This window comes from Dyadobacter sp. AC419, assembly GCF_979253085.1.
This window is the reverse complement of record NZ_CEEDCD010000008.1, coordinates 1-15,412: the sequence shown is the minus strand read 5'-3', so window position 1 is coordinate 15,412 and position 15,412 is coordinate 1. Positions and strand designations below refer to the sequence as shown.

Below are 15,412 nucleotides of genomic sequence, written 5' to 3'. Positions count from 1 at the left end.
ATTCAAATATGCGCGATTAGGCTGCAAATGCAAGTGAGATGAGAAACTATTGCACGGCAATTTTCTCTGATGAAGGCTTGCGCGAATTCTGCTGCCGGTTTTTGTAACGATTGCGGATGAATGCATTAGCGGGAACTTCCACGAATTTATTTACCAGATAAGCCACAAAAATCACGAATGCGACCGTGATCAGTAAGGCTGGATAAATGTTCATTTTCAAGTTATCCGTGAGCACCAGAAGCAAACGCACACCAACATATTGGTGGATCAGATAAAGGCAATAGGAGATTTTGCCCAAAAAAATCAATGGTGCTTTTTTGAGAAATGAAAGTTTGCCAAAAATCGTGAGCGCAAACACAATGTGAAAAAAGGCTAGAATCGCATAATGCTCATTTGCGACGACATGGAATTGCGTCCTGCCGCCAAAATTGTGCAAGTAACAGGCTGCTAAAAAGCTCAAAAAGATCAGGAATGAATTGCGGGCAATGTGATTTCCATTTTTGATCAAATAGAAAAGAATGCCTGAAAAGAATAGTGGAAAGTGGTTTAGTAACTCAACTTTCCGTGAAAGATATTCGTGCAGAACGGGATATCGGGGTGAAAATATGTGATAAAGCAGGATCAAAATGGTGCATAGGGAGCCAATTTGAACAATGTTCTTGACTTTGCCGGTTACGAGCAGCATCAGTATCCAGAAATAGAAAACGAGTTCGACCAGTAAAGTCCAATAAGATTGATCAAGAAATTCTTCACCAAATAATATGGACGCCATGGTCATATTTGCAAGAATCCGCGGCAGGCTCAGCAGTTCCGGCTCGAAAACGAACATGACCATTGTCGTGATCAGCATACAGCACCAGAATGCGGGATATAATCTTGCAAATCGGGAGACGACAAAATCAGGCCACTTCTTAACCCTTGAAATGGTGAGAAAGATGACGAAGCCGCTGATGATGAAAAAAATGTCAACGCCCGTAACACCAAATCTGAACTCCCAGCCGAGTAATGCGCTGTTTGAATTAAGGGTAAAATGGAACAAGACCACCATCACGGCTGCTATTCCGCGAAGTGCATCCAGTTCGAGAAAACGCTGATCAGTAGAATTTACCGGCGTAGACGATTGATTCATTTAAAGTGTATGAGAGTAAGCGCGAGTATGACCTTGACGAATTAATGAAATATCAAATGGAAAAAAATCCCACATGTTGCGGCATCATTGCGAAGAGAAATCCCTTCGCCTGATCTGGCGTTATCGAAACATTATCAAATAGTTAGAAAAAATAATTAAAAACTTGCAAACTTGTAAGCAACCGTGAATTTGCTTTCAGCGTACTGGTTATAAAAAAGAGCAAATAGCATGCCCGAGTATACCTCCGCAGTTCTTCTTGAACTACTCGACGGCTGTTTAAAGAAAAACCGCCGCAGTCAGGAGCTGTTGTATAAACAGTTTTACGGCTATGCTATGAGTATATGTTTACGCTATACGCGCAGCAGGGAAGAGGCAAAAGAAATACTCAACGATGGATTTTATAAGGTTTTTACAAAGCTGGAAAGTTTTGATTCAAACCGTTCATTTAAAACATGGTTGAGCAGAGTTATGATTAACACGGCACTGGATCATTACAGACAGGAGATTCGGAGGGATGTTTTTGACGATGTGGAGGTTGCGGACAACGTGACCGTGGACGAGACGGTGATCAGCAAACTCGCTCATGAAGAACTGATGGAGCTGATCCAGAAACTAACGCCGTCTTACCGGCTTGTTTTTAGTTTATATGTTATTGACGGCTATACACACGAGGAGATTGCAGACCAGCTGAATATTTCGGTGGGAGCGTCAAAGTCTAATTTGTCGCGTGCAAGAGAAAAATTGAGAGACATGTTATCCAAAATAAATATTGGCGATTATGACAGAGTTACCAGATGACGAACTGGATAAGCTCTTCAGAAAGTCATCAGAAGAGCTTGATCCACAATTTGATCCGGAAGATTGGAGTAGTTTAAAAAAGCGGTTAGACCAGCACGACGGAAGAACATTAGGCGGCTGGCTGAAAAAATGGTGGCCTTTGGGCGCACTCGCGTTGCTGATCCCGATCGGCTTTGCAGTTTATTTTATGAACCAAAGCACTGTTTCTGAAAATAAATCAAAGCAAAACATAGCATTAACAAACAAAGCAAAAACGCAAGAGTCAGCGACATTAACCTACTCTGACAAGGAAAACGATACAAAAAAATCAGAACAAAAGCCTGAGCCAGCGGCTCTTCCTGTTTCTAGGGAAGAAGACAAACCAGAAGAAAAGCCGGAGCCAGCGGCTCCTCCTGTTTCTAGGGACGAATACAAACCGGAACAAAAGCAGGAGCCAGCGGTTCCTCCTGTTTTCGGGAATGGAGAGAAACCTTTGGCCAAATCAAACATTACCGATTACCAAAGCAGGAAAATATTGCCCCGGAGCCAGTCTAAGACAGGCGGAGTGTACTTAGAGCCTAACCGCTCAAAGCAGGAGGGAGGCGACGGGGCATTTTCCATTAACAACATTGCAGCAAACAATGTAAAAGAGCAAGTGCAGGGAAATATTGCTGTTAATGAGCAGGTTAACGATCCAAAAGTGAGTGAGGAGCAAACCCGTCTGCTCATTTTCGCAGCCATGCTTTCGAGCAGAATGTCGAATTGGAATAACCAGCCAGAAATCCCTTCGGTAACATTCGCAGCGCCAGAAGTTGATGAGGAGGAACCTGCGAAGCCAGAAAAAGTGGTGGAGGATTATGCCAAATGGGCCGTCAGGCTTGGATATTCGCCGGATTTGTCAACAGTTGGATTTAAGAATTACAGCAAACCGGGAGCAGCTTTCTCACTTTTGATAGAATATGGCTTATCGTCCAGGCTTTATTTGCAAACGGGTGTTGTGCGGAGCGTAAAGGATTATTACGCACATGCCAAGGAATACAAAGTGCCGGAATACGTGACAAAATTAAACACGCCATACGGGGTGGATGGAGAATGCACGATGATCGAGATTCCGTTAGGCTTTCGCTACAATGTGATCAATAACGCTCATTCTAAGTTGTTTTTGGGGTCTGGCGTTTCATCTTACTATGCACAAAAAGAGAAATACGAGTATCGTTATGCCAAATATGTTAAGTATCAGAAGGAATACTGGCAGGGCAAAACTGGCTGGTTCCTGCTAAGTCATATCAATGCATCCGTCGGTTACGAACGCAGCATTACTCAAAAATTATCGCTTGTCGCTGAGCCTTATATCCGGATTCCGGTGAAGGGAGTCGGTTACGGGAAAGTGAATCTTACGACAGTTGGAATGTGGATATCATTGCGCTATACACCCACCTTCAAATAGTGCCCGAGCCCGAATTGTATCTACTAATTTAATTTAATTCACTATGGAGATCGTTAAACAAGACAAAATGAAAAGGGGTGAATTCCTGAGAAGCCTCGGGTTGAGCACTTCCACACTAATGGCGTTTTACTGCCTGGGAACAACCATGACGGCCTGCGGTTCGAGTGATAACAAAGAACCCGAGCCAGAGCCAAATCCAGGCGGCGGATCTGCAACAGGTGTTACCGGAACCACGACCGGAAATGCAGTTAACTTCACGATTGACCTTACCAATGCCGGAAATTCGGATTTGAAAAAAACAGGGGGCTTCAAGACTTATGGTGATGTGATTGTGGCTCAGACCAACAGCAGTGCCTTTGTAGCATTGTCCAAACAATGCACCCACGAAGGAACTACAATCGGTTTCCGTGCTTCACAAAACGACTTCCTTTGTCCAACACACGGTTCGCAATTTTCACTAACAGGATCCGTAGAAGAAGGCCCGGCAACTTCCGCGCTGAAAGTTTTCAAAACCACGCTTTCCACCGACGGAAATACATTAACAGTTACGGCTTAACCTGCCAAAAAATACAATGAAATTACTCCGCCTAATGCTCATGTTGACTTGTTCAACAACGGTTCTCTATGCCCAGGACGACCTGCTTAGCGAACTTTCCAAGCAGGATAGCATGGTTACCGTGCCTGTTTCTGCAACATTTAAATCGACCCGCGTGGTGAATGGACATTCTGTTGAAACCATGAAAAAGAAGCACATGGATTTCCGGATATCCCACCGCTTTGGCCGGCTTAACTCCGGTGCTTATCAGTTTTTCGGACTGGATCAGGCAACGATGCGCATGGGCTTCGAATATGGCCTGACCGACGATTTTATGATCGGTGTGGGCAGAAGCACTTCGCAGAAGGTGTATGATTTTTTTGGAAAGCTAAAAGTGCTCAAACAAAGTGATGGAGCGAAGAACATTCCCGTTTCTGTAACGCTTTTTGGCGGAACCGGCATTACAACGGTCAATCGGGAGCTGGAATTCCAGGATAAGCTTTATTATACAGCTCAGATCCTGGTTGCGCGCAAGTTTGGCGAAAGGCTTTCCTTGCAGCTTTCACCCACATTTCTCCACCGTAACAAACCGGAAATACTAGGAGACGAAAAAGTGCTGCTTGCACTCGGGATTGGCGGAAGGTTTAAGCTTTCAAAACGCGTTTCGCTTAACGGAGAGTATTTTTATACAGCCCGCGAGAAAAACACAGTCAATGCGCCATATTATGACTCCATGTCGTTTGGTGTGGACATTGAAACGGGTGGCCACGTTTTTCAGCTGCATTTTACCAATTCGCTGGGGATGATCGAGAAGCAATTTATTGGTGAGACAACCGGCACCTGGGGCAAGGGCGACATTCATTACGGGTTCAACCTTTCCCGCACATTCAGCTTCGATAAGAAGAATAAGAAAGTAGCAAACTGATCCAAAAACTATGAAACTGCAACTATTATGCATGGTTCTCGTAACCATGCTGAGTGCCGCATTGCCTTCCCGCAACATTATGGCGCAGGGGATGTATTCGACTTCGGCTGGTAACACAAAGTTTTCATCCGAAACGCCTTTGGAAAATATCAATGCTGAAAACAAGAAGTGCCAGGCGATCCTGAACACAGCCAACAGCGAGCTGGCGATCCGGATGAACATGCGGGACTTTGTTTTTCCCAACAAGCTGATGCAGGAGCATTTCAATGAAAACTACATTGAGTCAAGCAAATATCCGACGGCGACATTCAGCGGAAAGGTTACAAACCCGCCGGATTACACAAAAGATGGCCAATACGACGTTTCTGCCACTGGAAAGTTTACCATTCATGGCGTTACCAAAGAGCGCACCATTAAAGGCAAAATGAAGATAGAAGGCGGCAAAATCACCATTAATTCAGATTTTGAAGTGCCGCTAACCGATCACAAAATAGAAGTGCCGCAGGTTGTTTTTGTAAAAATAGCGCAGGTGATCAGCGTGAAAGCACAATATGTTTTGGCTCCGAAATGAACATCGGAAAATGCTATCTTCTTCTGCGACGGGACGATTTCTTACGCTTATAAGTTGGCTTTTTCCGGACCGGAGCCTTTCTGACAACGGCTTTCTTAACCGGCTGGACAATTTCCTCTGCCAAATCCTCCTCTGCAACCGCTGAGGCATCATCAGCGATGCTTGTCGTGAGGTTGGAAGCAGATTCATTTCCGGTGTAAGGAAGCTTATAAGCTGCAAGCTGTTCAATGTTGGACGTGTTGTCGATTGGCCGCAACCGGAAGGCATAGGAATAAGTTTTGGCAGTGGTGTCTTTGCCAACTCCGACTTGCGCAAGGTCAATGTTAACGACCGTTTCAGTGCCGCGGACAAGTGTGGCGCCTCGTTTTTTGGCGGCCAACAATTGCTTGTCCGTATAGTCATGCACGTTAAAATAAAAACTGGAATCGCTCACGGCCAATAATCCAACTCCTTCCTGGTTGCTAACCGACGCCCAGCGCACATTGGTTTTGTTTCCGTTCTCCTGCGGCGCAATGTACGGCACATGCTGTTCGGCCACGGTGCCGCTGTAAATACCGACTTTGCCGCTTGTTTTTCTGTCGGCATAAGTTTCATGCGGGCCGTTTCCATACCATTGCGTTTTGTTAAAGGCAGCAGGCATCCGGAATTGTGTTCCTACTTTTGGCAATGCAGGCCAGGAGCCGCTTGGCGTGAATGTGTTTTTTAAGTGAATGTCGCCCGTTGCGTAGACGACATATTCTGTGGTTACGGCCATTTCGCCTGTTTTACTTTTCAGCGTTTTTCGAAATGGTCACGCGGTAAGCCGCGGAAGTGAGTCGCTGGGTTTTCATTTCAGCGTTGGTCGTTTCTAATGTGTCCAATCCTGCTTCGCGCCATTGCGATGCGTTACTTTTCGCACCAGTCTACTTCATCTTTTTCAGTTGGAACGCGCCAGAAATTGGCATACGGGCCTGTTTGAATCATTTCTTCCTTTTTATTTTTGAAAGAAATGATCCCCTCATTTTTATCAATAGTCACACCAAAATCAGATCCGTTAATGGCCACACGCCCCGAGCTGATCTGAGCAACGCGAAGTGGTTTTTCATTGTAAAGGCTGAGAAGCGGCTGGCTTTGCTGAGTTTTCAGGACGGGAATCTGCTGCCACGCAACTTCATGGCCTTTGGGCGCCCAGGTTGTGCCGTCTTTCAGGCGCACGCTAATGTTCAGGAAATATTCAGCATTCGGTTTCTGCGATGCGGGCAACTCATACGGAATTGTAATCTGCTGCCGCTGTTTTGGAGATGCATTCAGATTGTTGATCACACCCGGTTTGCCAATAACCTTCCCATTTTCCTGAATAGACCAAGCCAAATCAAAAACATTTAAAGGCAAAAAGTCATATTGATTCAGAATGCTGATGGTCTTTTCGCCAGCGCGTAATGTGTCGGGCGACTCGAATTTTATAGCTTGATAAACTTTCTTAGCCTCGGACAATCCTGGAAGAGGAACGCCATCGGGGCTAACGAGGCCATTTCCTGGATTAGCAGCGTCAGTTTGGTCAGCATATTTCCAATATGGCGTTCCGTCGGATTTTTTGAGCTTTAATGCGCTTTTTGTCCAGATTGGCCCAAAACCATTTTGAATGTTCGGATGCTTGTCGATCGGGCGTGTGGGGTCCGCGAGGTTCATGTAGTCGGCCATGTCAGCAAAATGTTTCCCTGTTCTGGCCTCATTTCCCAATGACCAGCAGGATCACCGAAGGATGGTTTTTATCACGCTCAACCATTGCATTGCTTCTCGCCAGAAACGCAGCACGCCATTGCGGCATATCGGCGAGAATGATCTTGCCCGGCAATTCATGGCTGTCGATATTGGCTTCATCGAGCACATAAATGCCATATTGGTCACAAAGCGCATACCATTCCGAAGCATTGGGATAATGCGAGGTGCGGACGGCATTAATGTTGTGCTGCTTCATCCATGTAATGTCCCGGATCATCGATTCTCGGCTGATCGTATGTGCCGTTTCCGAATCGAATTCCTGCCTGTTAACGCCTCTGATCGTGATCGCTTTGCCGTTAACGAGCAATTGGTTGCCCTTCATTTTTACTTCCCGGAAACCGACGGGCTGGCTCGTCACTTCAAGCACTTTCCCGTCCGAATTCATCAGCTGAACGGTTAATGTGTACGAATAAGGCGTTTCAGCCGTCCATTTACAGGATTAGGAATGGGAATGTCCACGCGAACTGCACCTTCTTTTGCAGGATCAAGCGTTCCACCATCTGGCTCACGGGAGTTACTACAACGGATTTGTTGGCGTCATAAAGTGTGAACAGCACCTGATGTGCGTGAATGGCCTGCGGCAGGTAATTTTTTACAAAAGCGCTGAGCTTCAATGTTGCATGCTCATAGTTGGCATCAAGCAATGTGCGTACGGAATAATCAGTTAGCACAACCTTTGGCCTGATCAAAAGGTTAACATCTCTGAAAATCCCCGACAAACGCCAGTAATCATGATTTTCCAAAAAGCTGCCGTCCGACCAGCTGATGACCTGAACGGCCAGATGATTAAGTCCTTGTTTTACATCTTCCGTCACGTACCGAAATTCAAAAGGCGTCATGCCATCTTCATGGTAACCGATCGCAACGCCATTAAGCCAAACATAACAAGCGGACTGAACGCCGGCGAATTGCAGAAACACTTCCTTGCTGTTCACATCTTCTGACACGGTGAAAGTGGTGCGATACATGCCGACTGCATTCGTGTCAGCAGTAATGCGCGGCGGTGCGGCTTTGAAGGGATTGTTATTGTTGGTGAAAAGGGGATGGTCATACTTGCGGCCTTCTTTCGCTCCGACTGCTTGCCAGTTTGAAGGAACAGGAATGTTCTCCCAATTGGCATCCTGCATGTGTTGGATCGAAGAAATTGGGCAATGCTTTGGAAGGATTGGCGGCCCATTTGAATTTCCAGCTTCCATTCAGCGAGCGTGCGGATGAAGCTTTCTTGTCGGAAATTAGAGCGCTCTTTTCGTCGGGGTAGGGAGTGAAATCTGCCCTTGGTTTTTCTGTATTAATGCTGAAAACCTGCGGGTCCTGCCATTCAGGAATGGTTTGGGCATTGGAAACGGAGACTTTTAAAAGAAAGAGGGTGCTAAAAATGGTCCAGCCAATAACGATTGAAGCGGTGCATATGAAATTTGGTAACGATGTATTCGATAGATAGGGAATTGTGCCGGAGCCGGTGTCTTCGATTTTTTGCTAAAATTATAGATTATCAAAAAAGAAACGGGCGTAAATCAATATTGGAATGAAGTTTTATTTGAATAATGCCTTTAATTTGCCGCCAGATGTAAACTTTTTGTTATGCTTTTAGCCGTTGATGTCGGGAATACGGACACCGTTTTTGGACTTTACCAATCGGGCGACTGGGAATATATCTGGCGCATGCGATCGCTTGTTCAGGAGAATGAGTCGCATTATGAGTCACGGCTGAGGCTGCACTTTTTGGAAGCCGGACTTTGGTTTGGTGATGTTGACACCGTTGTGCTGAGCAGCGTTGTGCCTGCGCTCACACCCATTATTCAAAAAATGCTCCGGTCGATGTTTGGCGACGACGTCATCGTTGTCGGGCCCGACGTTTTTCCGGTCTTTCCATTGCTATTGACCATCCGCATGAGATCGGCGCAGATCTGATCGCGAATGCGGTGGCGGTTATAACGCGTTATCAGCAAAATTGTGTTGTCGTCGATTTCGGCACAGCGTATTGGTACGTTTACAACAGTTTCAAAAGACCGGAAAATTCTGGGTGTTGCCATTTTGCCGGGCCTGCTTACGGCGGTGAAAGCGCTTTTTGCCAACACAGCCCAGCTTCCCGAAGTGCCTCTTGTTTTACCAAAAACAGCCATTGGGAAAAATACGACGGAGGCGATTCAAGCTGGTATTCTGCTTGGTTATGAAGGGCTTGTCAAATCGCTTTTGCTCAGGATCAAAGAGGAATTGGGAGGCGAATGCGTTGCCCGTTGCAACGGGCGGGCTGTCTTCAATCATCGAAACACTTGAAGAAGAATTCGTTGAGATTGATCCGAGACTCACATTAGACGGACTTCGCATCATTGGCGAGCAACTAAACGCTTAACCATTTGAAACGACCGTCCGGGATCAATGTTAAATCCGTAACGGGCTGATTATAAAGATAAACCCAGCATTCTACGGTTTCATTTTTTTCATTCGTTACGCAAATGGTTTTGCGGCGATATAAGCTTGCCTTTCTCATCTTCAAAAACGTCCTCAGTAATCATCCAATTCCTGCATCAGCGCTTCAAAATCTGAAAGTTTGTAAATTTCTCCATGCGCTTTCGAGAAGGAATTCGCATCAAAAATAGCGCCCGGATACCAGGAAATGAGATAAAGCAAGCCCGGAAAATGGCCTTGCCCTTCATAGGTGGAATGATTATGGAGATGCTCGGCAAACGAGTTGTCAAAGCCCTGCATCAATGTGCCATAAGTGAACAAATAAGTCGCGTCTGCATCCATCATAATGAATTAACATTAGCCTTCAGGCGGGTACAATAATTATAGAACTTTTCCCTTTTACTACTTGAAGTCAGTCAGCCATAATCGACTGTTAACTGTATTTTTCTTATATTTACACATATAGCTTTTCATCTTACTAATATACAGTTATGTACAGAAAAGAATCTTGGTACAAAACAAAAAGCGCTAAGGATCAACCTGGATGCGCAGATTTACGGGTCTTTTGCGGAAATAGGGGCGGGTCAGAGAAACAGCGGCTTACTTTTTTAAGGCAGGCGGGGCATCGGGAACAGTGGCGAAGACAATGTCTGCCTATGATATGACTTTCAGTGATGCAATATATGGAACGGAAGAGGGCGGCAGATACGTGGTGGAATCCCGGCTGATGAAAAATGCTTAACCGGGAATATAATCTCGTGGAAAAGCGCCTTCTAGAGAAAAGAGGTGAAGAAAGCCAGTTTTTTGCGTTTGCTAACACGGTTGTTGCGCTTAATTTTCAGAAAACAAATGAGTCGCACGGCTGGATTGGATTGCAGTTTCAGCTTACACCGATGGGCCCCACGAATTATGTCGTGATCCACGTGCGGATGCGCGACGATGAGAATATTTTGCAGCAGCAGGCTTTGGGAATTATTGGGGTTAATCTCATGTACGGCTGTTTTTTCTATTACAAATCGCCGGAAGTCCTGCTTTTATCGCTCATGGACGACCTCACGACGGACCGCATTGAAATTGATATGGTGCGTTTCAGCGGACCGGATTTTTCGAAAGTGGATAACCGTTTGATGAGTTTAAGGCTTGTGAAAAACGGTTTTACGGATGCAGCTTTGTTCGGCAGCGATGGCGGCGTTTTGCAGCCTTCCGAAGCATTGTACAAAAAGCACATTCTCATGATGCGTGGCCGGTTAAGGCCGATTACCAATGTCCACATTGACCTGATCAGCAATGGCCAGAAGCAGTTTTTGGATGAAGAAGATGTGGACGAATCTAAAGTCGGTCCTATCTCCGAGTCGACATTGCATAACCTCAAAAGCGGCGACCGGGACATTGACGAAAAGGACTTTTTGGACCGTGTGGATATTCTTTGCTCGCTGGGTCACATGGTAATGATCTCCAATCACCACGAATATTACCGCTTAGTCGCTTATCTTTCGCGGCTTACAAAGTTGAAAGCCGGACTCTTGCTCGGAAGTCCGAGTTTGCAGGATATTTTTGAAGAAAAACATTATCAATCGCTTCAGGGCGGGATTTGGAATCCTTCGCGACGCTGTTCAGCAGGAAAGTTAAGCTCTTTATTTATCCAACATTACAGCCGGATGGCTCGGTTTACAGCTGCGCCAATTTCGTTGTTCCTGGATCATTTGAGGCCATTATTCCAATATCTGGTCATTAATGATAAGATTGAGGACATTGTGAATTATAACAAAGAGCACATGCACATTACGACCGACAGCGTGCTTGAAAAGATCAAACGCGGTGAACCCGGTTGGGAAAAGCTTGTGCCAGAGAATGTTGCGAAAATAATTAAAGAAAAATCATTGTTTGGTCTGCCTAATGAAGATAATTATGAGGACACGGTCAAGCAGATCCATCAGGCCGTTGGTAATCTTTGATTTATCTTATTAATCGTTTAAATAACAAAATGAAAGTAGTCCTGCTCGTCGCATTGCTTTTCAGAAGAAAGCTTCAAGATGAGCAGGATTCTCTCTCCTCCTTCCACATTTGCAGGAAGACTTAAATATCTCGGTCCAGGGCTTTATACTTTCCGCAGCGATCGTAGGTTCGGGCGAGCTCATCGCCACCACTGCATTAGGCGCAAAAGCCGGTTTCATTACTTTCTGGGTCATTATTGTGAGTTGCCTGGTCAAAGTGGCTTTGCAGCTGGAATTTGGCAAAAACGCCATTTACACAGGCACGTTCATGATGCATAATTTGAACCAGTTGCCGGGCCGCAAGTGGGGAAAGGCACATTGGAGCATTTGGTTATGGCTTTCTTTACAAGGCTTGAAATTGCTGCCCACGTCGGCGGGATTGTGGGCGGCGTGGCCATTGTGCTGAATATGGCGTGGCCGGTTATTCCGGTTAATATTTGGGCGATTATTTCGGTGTTAATCACATCTTTTCTCGTTTACCGCGGACATTACGGGTTTGTTGAAAAAGGCTCGCTCGTGATGATCATTCTTTTCACCGGCGTTATTCTCGTATCGTTGATTTTGCTGCAAGGCACACCCTATGCCATCCATTTGGACCAGATTAAAGAAGGTTTGCAGTTTTCGTTACCTACGAGCCTGGTTGCGATTGCTTTTGGTGCATTCGGGATCACCGGTGTAGGCGGTGACGAGATCATGTATTACAATTATTGGTGCATTGAAAAGGGTTATGCAGCCTACACAGGCCCAAATGACGGAACGCGGGAATGGTCGGAACGCGCAAAAGGCTGGTTCGATGTGATGTATCTCGATGCTGTTTTGTCGATGGTTGTTTATACAGTCGTGACCGCGGCTTTTTACTTGCTCGGCGCAGCGGTTTTGCATGGCAGCGGCAGTGTGCCGGAAGGTTATGAAATGATTGAAGTTTTGTCCCGGATTTTCACAGAAACACTTGGTCCGTGGGCTAAAAACCTGTTTTTGGTCGGGGCATTCTTTGTGCTTTATTCAACACTTTTTACTGCAACAGCAAGCTGGGCGAGGGTCTGGGGCGATGCATTTGGTCAGTTAGGCTGGATGAAATTTGACTCGCCAGATGCACAGCGGAGGAGCATTGGAATTTTATCATGGATCTTGCCCGCAGCTTGGTGCATTTTATTTTTATTTTTCCAATCACCTGTTGCCATGGTTCTGCTGGGTGGCATTGCAACCTCGATATTGCTGCTGTTAATCGTCTATGTCTCACTTGTTTTCCGATTTAAAGAACTGCCTGCTGCCCTCAAACCGACCTTGACTTATGACGTTTTCTTTTGGCTCAGCGTCCTGTCCATATTAACGGTTAGCGCTTATGGCGTGATTAAAATCCTTTGATGGTGAATAGTACTAAATCAAAGATTAATGGTATTATTTAATAAAGGTTACTAAGGGAACATTCATAAATAATCGTCTCATTCATATAGTCTTAACTGGTTTCATTGCCATCCTAAATCTCCTGAGTATGAATAATTCAAACGAAGTTTCGCGCAGGGACTTTATCAAAAATTCAACCGGCGCAGCGGTTGCGCTGTCCATTCCTTACATTATTCCGGCAAATGCTTTTGGTGCCAATGACCGCGTGCGTGTTGCTGTGCTCGGCGTTAATGGTCGTGGTCAAAGCCATATCAGCGGTTTTAATGCTTTGAGCAATGTGGAAGGTGGCCACATTATGCGACCCGGATAACAACATTCTGCAACAGCGGGCGAAGGAATTCGAGGAGAAAATGGGTAAGAAGGTGAAGACGGAAAATGATCTCCGAAAAGTGTTTGAGGACAAATCCATTGATGCCGTAAGCATTGCAACGCCCAATCACTGGCATGCATTAGCGGCGATATGGGCATGTCAGGCAGGGAAAGATGTGTATGTCGAAAAGCCGGGATCGCATAATCTTGCGGAAGGGCGAAAACTTGTGGAAGCGGCGCACAAATACAGGCGTGTTGTGCAGCATGGCGTTCAGTTACGCAGTTCAGAGGCTTTGAAAGAAGCAGTGAAGCATTTGCGCGATGGGTTGATTGGGAATGTTTATATGGCAAGAGGTCTGGTTTACAAATGGCGGCCGGACGTTGGCGACAAAGGCGCTTCGCCCATTCCAGAAGGACTTAATTACGACCTTTTGGACCGGTCCGGCGGAAATGAAGCCCTTCTCTAAAAATTATGTGCATTATGATTGGCACTGGCATTGGAACTATGGAAACGGAGACATTGGAAATCAGGGGATTCACGAAACGGATATGTGTATGTGGGGACTGGGCGTTGATAGTTTTCCAGAAAAAATCACGTCATCCGGCGGCAAGTTTTTATGGAACAACGCCAAGGAAACGCCCGAAGTCCTGACGTCTTGATTTGTTTATCCCAAGGAAAAAAAGATCATTGAATTTGAAGTGCGTCCGTGGATGACGAATGATGAAGGAGGCACCGGCATGGGAATATATTCTATGGTTCCGAGGGTTATATGGTCGTGAAAGGCTATGATTTTTACGAAACATTTTTGGGCAAAGAAAAGAAACAGGGCCAACGCGTAAAGCCGGCGGAGATCATTACAAAAACTGTCGTCGACGCTGTAATCGCAAAAGACCCCAAACTCCTGAACGGCCCCGTAGAAACCGCCCACCTTTCCTCCGGTCTCGCCACCCTGGAAACATCGCCTACCGCACCGGCAGAGCCTTAACCTTCGATCCGAAAACTGAAAAGTTTGTAAATGATGACGATGCTAATAAATATCTGACAAGGAAATATCGCGCCCCATATTCGTTGCCGGCAACGGTTTAGGGGATTATTTTATATTTTTGAAAAGCCTGGTGAGAGCCGGGCTTTTTCATTTAAAAACCTGTTCAGCTATTTGTTTAAACACTTTTTCCAGGTTGATTTTAAAGTCGGGAAATATTGAGGATTGCAAAACTTTGATCGCAGGTTTCAGACCAATAAAACTTCCATTTTCATCGAGCACATATACAAATACAGCACTCTCTGCGGGTTCTACCAGCCAGTCTATTCCCTAACTCCTGACTCCTGATACAACTCAAATTTATCATCCATCTCCTTTCTCGAATTTCCAGGAGACAAAATTTCAATTACCAAGTCTGGCGCTCCCAAACAGCCTCTTTCATCAAGTTTAGTCTTGTCACAGACTACACAAAGATCAGGCTGAACCACTGTGTAAATGTCGTTGCTCGCAAGTTTTGATTTTTCAGAACTAAACAAGCGTACGTCAAACGGAGCACTAAATAAATCGCAAGCCCGGTCAGATAGGAAGTTAAAGATAGCGCCCTGCAATTGAGTTGAAATCCGCTGATGTGTAACATTCGGTGCAGGAGGACGTTTTGAAGATCTTGCCTTTGATCAGCTCGATTCGCTCTTCTGCGCCCCCGCCACAGCACATAGTCTGCATATGTGAACGTGCCGTTAGGATCTAGTTGATTAATATCTGTTATCACTGCTGCCATGACATCTCGTTTTTTGTAAAACTACAAATTTTTAGCTAACGAGGCTCAGCCTGATGAGCGAATGTCCTACAAGCAAAAACGGCCAGCAAACTAGTTCCAGCCGTTCCGTGAAGAAAATTTAAGCCGCTTAGAACGTAGAAAAGTCAAATGTCTCCAAATATTTCGTTGTGAAATTTCCGGATTTGAAGCCGGGGTCATCCATCAACTTGATATGGAATGGAATCGTTATCTTCATTCCTTCGATGACAAATTCCTGCAATGCACGCTTCATACGGGTGATTACTCTTCGCGTGACTGGCCGCTAACGATCAGCTTGGCAATCATCGAATCGTAATTTGGCGGGATTGTGTAGCCGCTGTAAACGTGGCTATCGATCCGAACACCGTGTAG

The 15,412-nt window shown here is 45.6% G+C and carries 23 protein-coding genes and 2 pseudogenes; 15 read left to right on the top strand and 10 right to left on the bottom strand.

Annotation, left to right across the window (positions count from 1 at the left end):
* Positions 1-46: 46 nt before the first annotated feature.
* The gene (locus tag AC0IYG_RS03485) at positions 47-1,129 is read right to left on the bottom strand and encodes an acyltransferase family protein (RefSeq protein ID WP_471709638.1); all 1,083 of its coding nucleotides are present in this window, start codon (positions 1,127-1,129) and stop codon (positions 47-49) included.
* Positions 1,130-1,357: 228 nt separating this feature from the next.
* Between AC0IYG_RS03485 and AC0IYG_RS03480 the strand changes: the two genes are divergently transcribed.
* Genes AC0IYG_RS03480 through AC0IYG_RS03460 form a run of 5 tightly spaced genes read left to right on the top strand, consistent with a single transcriptional unit; the run spans position 1,358 to position 5,384 of the window.
* A complete protein-coding gene (locus tag AC0IYG_RS03480) occupies positions 1,358-1,927 on the top strand; it encodes an RNA polymerase sigma factor (protein ID WP_471709636.1) in 570 nt (189 codons plus the stop codon).
* The gene (locus AC0IYG_RS03475) at positions 1,908-3,353 is read left to right on the top strand and encodes a porin family protein (protein WP_471709635.1); all 1,446 of its coding nucleotides are present in this window, start codon (positions 1,908-1,910) and stop codon (positions 3,351-3,353) included. The genes AC0IYG_RS03480 and AC0IYG_RS03475 overlap by 20 nt, the downstream gene beginning before the upstream one ends.
* A gap of 43 nt (positions 3,354-3,396) precedes the next feature.
* Positions 3,397-3,909: a QcrA and Rieske domain-containing protein gene (locus AC0IYG_RS03470; protein WP_471709634.1), complete on the top strand. Its 513-nt coding sequence runs from the start codon at positions 3,397-3,399 to the stop codon at positions 3,907-3,909.
* Between the two features lie 16 nt (positions 3,910-3,925).
* Entirely contained in the window at positions 3,926-4,813 is an 888-nt protein-coding gene (locus tag AC0IYG_RS03465; protein WP_471709633.1) for a DUF5777 family beta-barrel protein, read from the top strand.
* A gap of 10 nt (positions 4,814-4,823) precedes the next feature.
* Complete coding sequence (locus tag AC0IYG_RS03460) at positions 4,824-5,384, top strand: YceI family protein (RefSeq protein WP_471709632.1); 561 nt, start codon at positions 4,824-4,826, stop codon at positions 5,382-5,384.
* Positions 5,385-5,397: 13 nt separating this feature from the next.
* Here AC0IYG_RS03460 and AC0IYG_RS03455 read toward each other — a convergent pair whose 3' ends face one another.
* The 4 genes from AC0IYG_RS03455 to AC0IYG_RS03440 all read right to left on the bottom strand — a co-directional run bounded on the left by AC0IYG_RS03455 (position 5,398) and on the right by AC0IYG_RS03440 (position 8,272).
* The gene (locus AC0IYG_RS03455; protein WP_471709631.1) at positions 5,398-6,138 is read right to left on the bottom strand and encodes a beta-galactosidase small subunit; all 741 of its coding nucleotides are present in this window, start codon (positions 6,136-6,138) and stop codon (positions 5,398-5,400) included.
* Positions 6,139-6,269: 131 nt separating this feature from the next.
* The gene (locus AC0IYG_RS03450; RefSeq protein ID WP_471709630.1) at positions 6,270-7,103 is read right to left on the bottom strand and encodes a beta-galactosidase domain 4-containing protein; all 834 of its coding nucleotides are present in this window, start codon (positions 7,101-7,103) and stop codon (positions 6,270-6,272) included.
* Complete coding sequence (locus tag AC0IYG_RS03445) at positions 7,093-7,530, bottom strand: glycoside hydrolase family 2 TIM barrel-domain containing protein (RefSeq protein ID WP_471709629.1); 438 nt, start codon at positions 7,528-7,530, stop codon at positions 7,093-7,095. Before AC0IYG_RS03445 ends, AC0IYG_RS03450 begins: the two co-directional genes overlap by 11 nt.
* A gap of 46 nt (positions 7,531-7,576) precedes the next feature.
* On the bottom strand, positions 7,577-8,272 hold the full coding sequence (locus AC0IYG_RS03440) for a sugar-binding domain-containing protein (protein WP_471709628.1): 696 nt from the start codon (positions 8,270-8,272) through the stop codon (positions 7,577-7,579).
* A gap of 454 nt (positions 8,273-8,726) precedes the next feature.
* On the opposite strand from AC0IYG_RS03440, the gene AC0IYG_RS03435 reads away from it, so the two are divergent.
* Together AC0IYG_RS03435 and AC0IYG_RS03430 are read left to right on the top strand one after the other, a co-directional pair.
* A complete protein-coding gene (locus AC0IYG_RS03435) occupies positions 8,727-9,056 on the top strand; it encodes a type III pantothenate kinase (protein ID WP_471709627.1) in 330 nt (109 codons plus the stop codon).
* A 42-nt stretch (positions 9,057-9,098) separates the two neighbouring features.
* On the top strand, positions 9,099-9,422 hold the full coding sequence (locus AC0IYG_RS03430; protein WP_471709626.1) for a type III pantothenate kinase: 324 nt from the start codon (positions 9,099-9,101) through the stop codon (positions 9,420-9,422).
* A gap of 64 nt (positions 9,423-9,486) precedes the next feature.
* Here the strand turns inward: AC0IYG_RS03430 and AC0IYG_RS03425 are convergent, their stop codons facing one another.
* A complete protein-coding gene (locus tag AC0IYG_RS03425) occupies positions 9,487-9,636 on the bottom strand; it encodes a gamma-glutamylcyclotransferase (protein ID WP_471709625.1) in 150 nt (49 codons plus the stop codon).
* A gap of 14 nt (positions 9,637-9,650) precedes the next feature.
* Complete coding sequence (locus tag AC0IYG_RS03420) at positions 9,651-9,899, bottom strand: gamma-glutamylcyclotransferase family protein (protein WP_471709624.1); 249 nt, start codon at positions 9,897-9,899, stop codon at positions 9,651-9,653.
* A gap of 138 nt (positions 9,900-10,037) precedes the next feature.
* On the opposite strand from AC0IYG_RS03420, the pseudogene AC0IYG_RS03415 reads away from it, so the two are divergent.
* The 8 genes and pseudogenes from AC0IYG_RS03415 to AC0IYG_RS03380 all read left to right on the top strand — a co-directional run bounded on the left by AC0IYG_RS03415 (position 10,038) and on the right by AC0IYG_RS03380 (position 14,348).
* Positions 10,038-11,509 (top strand): annotated as a pseudogene (locus AC0IYG_RS03415) (TonB-dependent receptor).
* A gap of 109 nt (positions 11,510-11,618) precedes the next feature.
* Positions 11,619-11,954, top strand: a complete 336-nt coding sequence (locus AC0IYG_RS03410; protein ID WP_471709623.1) for a hypothetical protein — start codon at positions 11,619-11,621, stop codon at positions 11,952-11,954.
* A complete protein-coding gene (locus AC0IYG_RS03405) occupies positions 11,882-12,913 on the top strand; it encodes an Nramp family divalent metal transporter (RefSeq protein WP_471709622.1) in 1,032 nt (343 codons plus the stop codon). Before AC0IYG_RS03410 ends, AC0IYG_RS03405 begins: the two co-directional genes overlap by 73 nt.
* Before the next feature lie 127 nt (positions 12,914-13,040).
* Positions 13,041-13,262, top strand: coding sequence for a twin-arginine translocation signal domain-containing protein (locus AC0IYG_RS03400; RefSeq protein WP_471709621.1), 222 nt, complete (start codon positions 13,041-13,043; stop codon positions 13,260-13,262).
* Entirely contained in the window at positions 13,228-13,728 is a 501-nt protein-coding gene (locus AC0IYG_RS03395; protein ID WP_471709619.1) for a Gfo/Idh/MocA family protein, read from the top strand. Before AC0IYG_RS03400 ends, AC0IYG_RS03395 begins: the two co-directional genes overlap by 35 nt.
* On the top strand, positions 13,643-13,921 hold the full coding sequence (locus AC0IYG_RS03390) for a hypothetical protein (protein ID WP_471709618.1): 279 nt from the start codon (positions 13,643-13,645) through the stop codon (positions 13,919-13,921). The genes AC0IYG_RS03395 and AC0IYG_RS03390 overlap by 86 nt, the downstream gene beginning before the upstream one ends.
* Before the next feature lie 116 nt (positions 13,922-14,037).
* Positions 14,038-14,247 carry a hypothetical protein gene (locus tag AC0IYG_RS03385; RefSeq protein WP_471709617.1) on the top strand — a complete coding sequence of 70 codons (210 nt, stop codon included), beginning with the start codon at positions 14,038-14,040 and terminating at the stop codon, positions 14,245-14,247.
* Complete coding sequence (locus tag AC0IYG_RS03380) at positions 14,220-14,348, top strand: hypothetical protein (RefSeq protein WP_471709768.1); 129 nt, start codon at positions 14,220-14,222, stop codon at positions 14,346-14,348. Before AC0IYG_RS03385 ends, AC0IYG_RS03380 begins: the two co-directional genes overlap by 28 nt.
* A 219-nt stretch (positions 14,349-14,567) precedes the next feature.
* Here the strand turns inward: AC0IYG_RS03380 and AC0IYG_RS03375 are convergent, their stop codons facing one another.
* From AC0IYG_RS03375 to AC0IYG_RS03365, 3 genes and pseudogenes are all read right to left on the bottom strand, one after another.
* Positions 14,568-14,852: a Uma2 family endonuclease gene (locus AC0IYG_RS03375; RefSeq protein ID WP_471709616.1), complete on the bottom strand. Its 285-nt coding sequence runs from the start codon at positions 14,850-14,852 to the stop codon at positions 14,568-14,570.
* Entirely contained in the window at positions 14,833-14,967 is a 135-nt protein-coding gene (locus AC0IYG_RS03370) for a hypothetical protein (RefSeq protein WP_471709773.1), read from the bottom strand. Before AC0IYG_RS03370 ends, AC0IYG_RS03375 begins: the two co-directional genes overlap by 20 nt.
* 182 nt (positions 14,968-15,149) lie before the next feature.
* Positions 15,150-15,412 (bottom strand): annotated as a pseudogene (locus tag AC0IYG_RS03365) (acetyl-CoA carboxylase biotin carboxylase subunit); the annotation flags it as partial.

Bases quoted from the DNA above. Each gene is read 5' to 3' on its own strand.
- AC0IYG_RS03425 (WP_471709625.1), bottom strand. From the start codon at position 9,636: ATGAGAAAGGCAAGCTTATATCGCCGCAAAACCATTTGCGTAACGAAT.
- AC0IYG_RS03420 (WP_471709624.1), bottom strand. From the start codon at position 9,899: ATGATGGATGCAGACGCGACTTATTTGTTCACTTATGGCACATTGATG.
- AC0IYG_RS03440 (WP_471709628.1), bottom strand. From the start codon at position 8,272: ATGCAGGATGCCAATTGGGAGAACATTCCTGTTCCTTCAAACTGGCAA.
- AC0IYG_RS03455 (WP_471709631.1), bottom strand. From the start codon at position 6,138: ATGGCCGTAACCACAGAATATGTCGTCTACGCAACGGGCGACATTCAC.
- AC0IYG_RS03460 (WP_471709632.1), top strand. From the start codon at position 4,824: ATGAAACTGCAACTATTATGCATGGTTCTCGTAACCATGCTGAGTGCC.
- AC0IYG_RS03395 (WP_471709619.1), top strand. From the start codon at position 13,228: ATGTGGAAGGTGGCCACATTATGCGACCCGGATAACAACATTCTGCAA.
- AC0IYG_RS03465 (WP_471709633.1), top strand. From the start codon at position 3,926: ATGAAATTACTCCGCCTAATGCTCATGTTGACTTGTTCAACAACGGTT.
- AC0IYG_RS03445 (WP_471709629.1), bottom strand. From the start codon at position 7,530: ATGAATTCGGACGGGAAAGTGCTTGAAGTGACGAGCCAGCCCGTCGGT.
- AC0IYG_RS03485 (WP_471709638.1), bottom strand. From the start codon at position 1,129: ATGAATCAATCGTCTACGCCGGTAAATTCTACTGATCAGCGTTTTCTC.
- AC0IYG_RS03475 (WP_471709635.1), top strand. From the start codon at position 1,908: ATGACAGAGTTACCAGATGACGAACTGGATAAGCTCTTCAGAAAGTCA.
- AC0IYG_RS03370 (WP_471709773.1), bottom strand. From the start codon at position 14,967: ATGCAGACTATGTGCTGTGGCGGGGGCGCAGAAGAGCGAATCGAGCTG.
- AC0IYG_RS03400 (WP_471709621.1), top strand. From the start codon at position 13,041: ATGAATAATTCAAACGAAGTTTCGCGCAGGGACTTTATCAAAAATTCA.
- AC0IYG_RS03480 (WP_471709636.1), top strand. From the start codon at position 1,358: ATGCCCGAGTATACCTCCGCAGTTCTTCTTGAACTACTCGACGGCTGT.
- AC0IYG_RS03405 (WP_471709622.1), top strand. From the start codon at position 11,882: ATGGCTTTCTTTACAAGGCTTGAAATTGCTGCCCACGTCGGCGGGATT.
- AC0IYG_RS03435 (WP_471709627.1), top strand. From the start codon at position 8,727: ATGCTTTTAGCCGTTGATGTCGGGAATACGGACACCGTTTTTGGACTT.
- AC0IYG_RS03470 (WP_471709634.1), top strand. From the start codon at position 3,397: ATGGAGATCGTTAAACAAGACAAAATGAAAAGGGGTGAATTCCTGAGA.